Source organism: Paraburkholderia sp. CHISQ3, assembly GCF_030464945.1.
Classification (GTDB): Bacteria; Pseudomonadota; Gammaproteobacteria; order Burkholderiales; family Burkholderiaceae; genus Paraburkholderia; species Paraburkholderia megapolitana.
In genome coordinates this window covers 546,596-554,054 of sequence record NZ_JALPRG010000006.1, presented here as the reverse complement: position 1 = coordinate 554,054, position 7,459 = coordinate 546,596, and the positions used below count along the sequence as shown (strand labels likewise).

7 protein-coding genes are annotated in these 7,459 nt (G+C 63.3%); all 7 read right to left on the bottom strand.

Annotated elements, in window-relative coordinates:
* Positions 1-387: 387 nt before the first annotated feature.
* The 7 genes from M0D65_RS17445 to phnT all read right to left on the bottom strand — a co-directional run bounded on the left by M0D65_RS17445 (position 388) and on the right by phnT (position 7,422).
* The gene (locus tag M0D65_RS17445) at positions 388-948 is read right to left on the bottom strand and encodes a phosphonate degradation HD-domain oxygenase (RefSeq protein WP_266253773.1); all 561 of its coding nucleotides are present in this window, start codon (positions 946-948) and stop codon (positions 388-390) included.
* A gap of 4 nt (positions 949-952) precedes the next feature.
* Positions 953-2,404 (bottom strand): phosphonoacetaldehyde dehydrogenase, encoded by a 1,452-nt coding sequence (phnY, locus tag M0D65_RS17440; RefSeq protein ID WP_266253772.1) that lies wholly within the window; start codon positions 2,402-2,404, stop codon positions 953-955.
* Complete coding sequence (phnA, locus tag M0D65_RS17435; protein WP_266253771.1) at positions 2,401-3,657, bottom strand: phosphonoacetate hydrolase; 1,257 nt, start codon at positions 3,655-3,657, stop codon at positions 2,401-2,403. The genes phnY and phnA overlap by 4 nt, the downstream gene beginning before the upstream one ends.
* Before the next feature lie 32 nt (positions 3,658-3,689).
* Entirely contained in the window at positions 3,690-4,445 is a 756-nt protein-coding gene (locus tag M0D65_RS17430; protein WP_266253770.1) for a phosphonate utilization associated transcriptional regulator, read from the bottom strand.
* Positions 4,446-4,542: 97 nt separating this feature from the next.
* Positions 4,543-5,406, bottom strand: a complete 864-nt coding sequence (gene phnV, locus M0D65_RS17425; protein WP_266253769.1) for a 2-aminoethylphosphonate ABC transport system, membrane component PhnV — start codon at positions 5,404-5,406, stop codon at positions 4,543-4,545.
* Positions 5,406-6,344, bottom strand: coding sequence for a 2-aminoethylphosphonate ABC transporter permease subunit (gene phnU / locus M0D65_RS17420; protein WP_091015820.1), 939 nt, complete (start codon positions 6,342-6,344; stop codon positions 5,406-5,408). The genes phnV and phnU overlap by 1 nt, the downstream gene beginning before the upstream one ends.
* On the bottom strand, positions 6,322-7,422 hold the full coding sequence (gene phnT, locus M0D65_RS17415; RefSeq protein ID WP_266253768.1) for a 2-aminoethylphosphonate ABC transport system ATP-binding subunit PhnT: 1,101 nt from the start codon (positions 7,420-7,422) through the stop codon (positions 6,322-6,324). Before phnT ends, phnU begins: the two co-directional genes overlap by 23 nt.
* Between the last annotated feature and the right edge of the window lie 37 nt (positions 7,423-7,459).

Below are 7,459 nucleotides of genomic sequence, written 5' to 3'. Positions count from 1 at the left end.
CCGCATCAGCAGCAGAGAAACGAGATTATGAAGAGTCTTTCATGCTTCGTCAACAGGTTTATCAAACTTCCCACCCTGCCAACCCCGCCGCAAACCCCCGCCACTACTGGCTCTCCCGCCTCCCGCACCCCGCTTCTCCGGAGCGCGAAAGACCGAGATTCTAGCGACACCATCCAACCCGCGCAAGCGTTATTTTGACGCATTGAAATTGCTCGATCTTCTCTACGCGATCGTCCTCCCGCTCAATACCGAACAGCCCGATATCGAGCCGTTCGTATCGCACCTCAGGAGTCAACGCAGATGGTCAAACAGAGAAGTTCGGCAGCAAGACCGCCGAATCCAGAGAGAGCGCAGCGCGCAAACGCCACGGCAAAACGAAGCGCGCGCCTAAGCAGGCACGTACCGCTCCATCACCCGTTCAACCACACCTAGAAAGTGCTCGATATCGGGCGTCTTGCGACTCTGCACTTTCGCGCGATCGTCCCACTTGCGCACGCGCAGCGCATCCGGCGCATAAGGCTTGCGCAAGAAGGCCTGCGCCTCTTCAGCGCTAAACACGCCGCCCTGCAGTTCAAGACTGCGCACGGAATCCACGCTCAGGCAGTTGAAGTAACTATGATCGATCGCGCACAGGCAGCGCTTTGCATCGACGTGCAGCCGGATCGGCTCAAGGACCGCCTCGGGCAACACCGCTCGCAGAAAAGGCAGCGCAAAGTACTGATGCAGATCGTCGACACCGCGCGCACTCGGCGTATCGCCCTGCCGGTTCAACAAATGACCCAGATCATGCAGAAACGCAGCTGCAACCAGCTCATCGCTGGCACCTTCCTGCTCTGCAAGCGCACCGCTTTGCAATGCATGCTCAAGCTGCGTCACTGGCTCGCCGCTATACGCCAGATTGCCGTGCCGTTCGAACAACACACGAATATCGTCAAGATTCAAAGCCATCCATCTACTCCCAGGGCAACGAGAAAGTCTTCAGGTTCGTGAAGCTCTTCATTGCCTCCTGCACGCCTTCCTTGTAACCCAGCCCCGAATCCTTGATGCCGCCGAATGGCGTCAACTCGACCCGGTAACCCGGCACTTCCCACACGTTCACTGTGCCGACCCGCAGCTCGTTGACGAAACGCGTGATCGCATCCTGCCGGTTCGTGCACACACCGGACGACAACCCGAACGGCGTCCCGTTGCTGATGCGGATCGCGTCGTCGAGCGTATCGAATGTGAGAATCGGCGATACCGGTCCGAATGTCTCCTCGCGAACCAGTGTCATCGACGGATCGACGCGGTCGACCACCGTCGGCGCATACAGCGCGCCCTTGCGCGTATTGCCCACCAGCAGTCGCGCACCCTGCGCCACCGCCGCATCGACGCGCGCCTGAAACTGCTGCGCCGCCGCCTCGTCGATGACTGTGCCCATCTGGTTCGACGGATCGAACGGATCGCCGTACGACCATGCTCGCGTCTTCTCGACAACGAGTTCGGTGAACTGCGCCGCGATGCTCTTTTGCACGAGGATCCGTTTGACCGCGGTACAGCGTTGCCCTGAATTCTTGTACGAACCCTGTACCGCAAGCGCAGCCGCACGTTCGAGATCGGCGTCTTCGAGCACGATCAACGGATCGTTGCCGCCGAGTTCGAGGACCACGCGCCGATAACCCGCCCTGGCCGCGATGTGCTTGCCGATTGCGACACCACCGGTGAACGTCACGAGATCCGCAAGCGGATTGGTCACGAGTTCGTCGGCGATTTCTCGTGGATCGCCGGTCAGCACCTGCAGCATCGGCTCGGGCAAACCGGCTTCGTACAGAAGATCGGCCAGGTAGAACGCCGACAGCGGCACTTTCTCCGACGGCTTCAGAATGACGCGATTGTTCGTCGCAATAGCCGGCGCGATCTTGTGCGCGACCTGGTTCATCGGGTGGTTGAACGGTGTGATTGCAACGATCGCACCCGCGAGCGGCTCGCGCTGCGTGAACACCCGGCGCTTCTTGCCATGCGGTGTCAGATCGCAGGAAAAACTCTGACCGTCGTCGCGCAGCGCTTCGATCGATGCAAACTTGAATACATCCGCCACCCGGCCGATCTCGTAACGCGAATCCTGTTTCGATAACCCGGACTCGAGCGAGATCAGATCGGACGCTGCTTCTGTGCGTTCGCGCAGCAATGCCGCTGCGCGCTCGAGAATCTGCGAACGCTCGTAGCGTGTGAGCTTCGCCTGATACGACGCGGCATACGCGAATGCCGCACGCACGTCTTCAACACTCGCGAGCGGCACCGTACCGACACGCGTGCGCGTGTACGGATCGAAGACGTCGAGCACCCGCTCACGCGTCACCCGTTCGCCTTGCAAACGCAGCGCCTCTGCGCGAAACGCGGGATGGTCGGTGAGGATCGCGTTCATGACGCCACCACGTGATTCAGCGCAAGGTCGAACACATCGAAGTTGCGCAGCCGCTTGCCCGCATCCACATCGACGATCGACCGGTTGAAGATCAGCGGCACAGTCTGTTCCGACAATCCACCATGCGAGCGCAGCGGTACGGTGAGGCCGGACAAATCGTGTTCATTAGCGCGTGTGCCGAGCGCCACGTTGCGCGTACCGACCACGACGATATCGCCGACGCGGTCGTTCGGCAGCTCGAACCGCTCGCATGCAGCGCGATTGTCGAGCACGACCTCGACGCCTTCGATACCGCGCAGACGTTCGATCGTCTGCGCCACATCGACATCGTGCGGCAGATAGATCGTTGCAAACGAACCGAGTGCGCCGTGATGCACGACGTAAGGATCGGTGATCGGCAGGATCACACGTGCAGCGCGCTCGCCGAGCCATTCATCCATCACGTCCTGCAGATAGATCACGTTCGGCTCGCCCGTCTGCGGATCGTGCTTGGCGTTCATGCCGTGATCGGCGGTGAGTCCGATTACCCAGCCGAGCGCATCGAGTTGCGCGAGATAGCGATCCATCATCGCGTAGAACGCATTCGCACCTTCGGTGCCGGGCGCCCATTTGTGCTGCACGTAATCGGTGGTGGACAGGTACATCAGATCGACGTCGCGCGTCTGCGCGAGCCGCACGCCCGCGGCAAACACGAACTCCGACAGCGCAGCGCTATATACGTCCGGAAGCGGCATACCGACCAGGTCGAGCAGCCCGTCGATACCGTTTTCCTCGAGCGTCGCCGTATCGGCTTTCTCCGCCGAGAAACAAATACCCTTGAGCTGCCAGCCAAGCAGGCGACGCAGTTTGTCCTTCGCCGTCACGACAGCCACCGACGCACCCGCTTCAGCCGCCGCCGCAAGCAACGTCCCCGCGCGCAGATACGCCGGGTCGTTCATCATTACCTCGGCGCCCTTGCCGCCGTTCGCCTGCGGATCCCAGAAGTAGTTGCCGCAGATGCCATGCACCGACGGCGGCACGCCGCAGACGATCGACAGATTATTCGGGTTGGTGAACGACGGGATGACGCAGTCGCCCTTGAACGCCGCGCCGCCGCGCAGCATCTTGCCGAGAAACGGCGCGACGCCCGTCGCCACGGCTGCTTCAAGATAGTCGTATTCGCAACCGTCGACGCAGACGACCACTGTGCGTTGTGCGGGCAAACGGTAGCCGCGGCCGTTGACTTCGATCGTGCGTTCGGAATAAGTGAGCATCGTTCCCTTCCATGCGCACCGGCGGCTAACCGTCAGGTGCGCGGTTCGTCAAGCGTGACCGGCAGCGGCTCTGCAGCCTGCTGTCCGGCCGGTTCATAAGCTTCGTGCGCACGCTGCCGACCGCCGTTCACGTGCGCATGCATCAGCGCCGCAGCGTGCGTGGCATCGCGCGATGCGAGCGCAGTCAGAATCGCGCGATGCTCGGCGAGTGAGCGTCGCATCGAGTCGTCGCGCGCCGCCAGCGCAGCCCGGCGAAACAGGCTCAACTCGCCGACCAGCCGCCGATACGTCTCGTACAGCTTCGCGTTGCCGGCCAGCGCGACGATCGCGTCATGAAACGCGACGTTGCCGCGCGCGTAGGCGTCGTGATCCTGCGCATCGAACGCGTCGCGCATCGCATCGACGTGGCTTCTGAGCACCGCGAGCTGCGCGGCATCGATGCGCGGCGCCAGCATCCTGCACGCCGCCTCTTCGAGCACCGCCCGCACCGCATAGATCTCGTCGGCTTCCGCCAGCGACACCACTCGCACAAACACGCCGCGATTCTTCTCGGTGTGCACAAGACCAGCCTGCTCCAGCGCACGAAACGCTTCGCGCACCGGCCCACGCGACACCTGCAGCCGCGCGGCCCAATCGGCCTCATTCAACTTGTCGCCCGGCGCCAGCGCGCCTTCGATGATGTGACGCTCGATCTCGTCGCGCACCAATGCCGTCAGCGACTGCCTGCGCACGACGTCGATCGGATCGACGCGAGGGCTAACAACAGCGTTTTGCATATTTTCGGTCATTTCGACAAAAATTGCCACATCAAAGTGTGTGAAGTGTCGCGTTAAAGCACGACGAAAAATCAGAAACGTTCGCTCATGCGCCCTCAGTCAGGCGCACTCAGTCGACGCGACGCTTCGGCACACGCGCGGCGATCAGCAGCAGCGCGGCCAGCGACACGAGCAGCAGAATCAGTGAAAGAGCTGAAGCCGGCAGGTAGTACCCCCGCTCGACCTGGCCGACGACGACGATCGGCACCGTGGCGAAGCCCGGCGGATAAACCGTCAGCGTTGCGCCCAGTTCGCCGAGCGACAGTGCAAAACCGAGTGCAAGGCTCGCGCGGATCGCCGGCACGAGTTGCGGCAGCACGACGCGGCGCAACACCATCGATGGAGGCGCACCGAGGCTCGCTGCCGCTTCGCGCAAGATGGTCAACTCGGGGCGCAACGCCGCGGCCGCGCAGCGATAACAGAACGGCAGCACGAGCGCGAGCTGGACGAACACAACGATCGCAGCCGAACTCGACAGATCGAGCGGCTTCTTGTGATACGCAATCAGTACCGCGAGCCCGAGCACGACACTCGGCACGCCGTTCGGCACCATCGCAATCGTATCGACAAGCGCGCCGAGTCCACGCCGGTCACGACCTTCGAGCGCCAGCGCGAGCCATAGCCCAAGCACGGTACCGAGCACGCCGACACCGAAGCCGATTTCGAGGCTGGTTGTCAGCGCATCGAAGTCGCTCGAGCCGAGGCGTTCGAACCAGCGTGTACTGAAGCCATCAGGCAGGATCGTGCCGGACCAGTGCGACGCAACACTCGACAGCGCGACGACGATCACGGGCAGCACGAAGAGCCAGAAACACGCGAGCGCCGCCAGCCCCAGCAACACGCTGCCGATCAACCGCACGCCGAGGCTGCGCTGTACAGGACGCGCGCGCCGGTGCATGACGGGCAATACGGTCGGGTCGAGATCGACGGCCATTACTTCGCTCCTCCGGCCTTGCGCCGGCTCACTGTTCGATACAACGCGTAGAGCGACAACGACATCGCCAGCATCACGACCGCACCAGCGGCAGCAGCGGGCAGATCGAGATCGACGGTCGCCGAGCTGTAGATCGCCACGGGCAGCGTAACCAGATGCGCGCTGCCGAGCACCATCAGGATGCCGAACTCGTTGAGCGTCAGCAGGAAACAGAGAATCGTGCCCGCAGCGATGCCCGGCCACGCGAGCGGCAGGATCACACGAAACGCGACCATCCAGCCGTGCGCGCCGAGACTGCGGGCGGCCTCGATGAGCCGCATGTCGAGCGTCGCGAACGACGCGAGCGTCGGGCGCACGACGAACGGCGCGTAGAACACCACCTCGGCCAGAATCACCCCGCCGATACCGAACAGGAAATCGAGCGGCGGCGCCTGAAGATGGAAAAGCCGCTGTAAGCCGATACTGACCGAGCCTTGCGAGCCGTACAGAAAGATCAGCGTGAACGCGACCAGAAACGATGGGAACGCGACGAACAGTTCGAGAAAACGCGTGACCAGCCGCGCACCCGGAAACGGCTTGAAAAACAGCAGCGCTGCGAGCCCGACGCCGAGCAGCGAGGCGAGCCCGGCGCTGGCAAACAGAATCCACAGCGTCGTGCCGATCACGCCGCTCGTGTCCGGATTCTGGAAGAACGCTGCGTACGCATGCACGCTCAGCCCGTGTGCACCAGTCAGACTCAGCAGCACGAGCCGCACGAGCGGATAGACGACGAGCGGACCGAGTATGAACACGGCAAGGAACAGCAGATGCCACTGCGCCGCGCGCTCGCGACGGCGCTTTGCGGCAGCATGCGCCGCGGCCGTGGCCGCGCGTCTTACGTCGGCTGCAGCGGCTGCGCCGAACGCGTCGTGACCGTCAGGCGCGGATAAGGACGACATCGTCTGCCTCATAAAGCAGTGAAACACGCGCGCCCCGTTCCGGCATCATGCCGTGGCCGCGCTGCATCGTGACGAGCACAGGGTCGTTCGGCATCGCGTCGAGGACGACCGATACCGACAGGACCGCGCCGTACCATTCGACCGAAGTAATCGTGCCGTGCAGATGCCCTTCGCCGAGCGGCACGATGCGCAGGCTTTCCGGACGCAGACACGCAACCCGGTCGCGCTCCGTATAGCGCGTATCGCCAAGCGGAAACGCCACGTGCGGCGGCAACAGGTTCGCCGCGCCGAGATAGCGCGCGACGAAGCCGTCGTTCGGTGTGTCGTACAGCTGTTGTGGCGTGCCGAGCTGCGCAATCTGACCTTCGCGCATCAGCAGCGTGCGGTCGGACAGTACCAGGGCATCGTCCTGATCGTGTGTCACGCACACGATCGTGAGATTGGGCAGGCGCTCATGCAGCGCCTTCAATTCGGAGCGCACCGAAGCGCGCAGATTCGCATCGAGCGCGGACAGCGGCTCGTCGAGCAGCAGCACATCCGGTTCGATCACGAGCGCACGCGCGAGCGCAACGCGCTGCTGCATGCCGCCGGAAAGCTGCGCGGGCATCACGTGCCCCGAGTCGCCGAGCTGCACGAGCTTCAGCGCATCGGCGACGCGCCGGGCGACTTCCTTCGCCGGCGTACGCCGCGCGCGCAAACCGAACGCGACGTTTTCGAATACCGACAGATGCGGAAACAGCGCATAACTCTGGAACAGCAACCCCAGATTGCGCCGGTGCGGCGGCACGTGCGTGAGATCGCGGCCGGCCACCGTCAAGGTGCCGGCCAACCCGTCCGCCTCGATGAACCCGGCAATGAAACGCAACAGCGTCGTCTTGCCACATCCGCTGCGACCGAGCACGGTCAGTAGTTCGCCGCGCTTGATCGTCAGCGAGAGATCGTCGAGCACCGTGCGCGTACCGAAACGCACGGTCAGATGCTCGATGTCGACGCCGGCTGGCGCGTCCGGATGCGCAGCGTCGCGCGCCGCGGAGACGGCGTCGAGTGCGCCGGGATGAGCAAGACTTGCCGTATTCACCGGGTCCATCCTCCAACTTGGCAATACGCTATTGCGG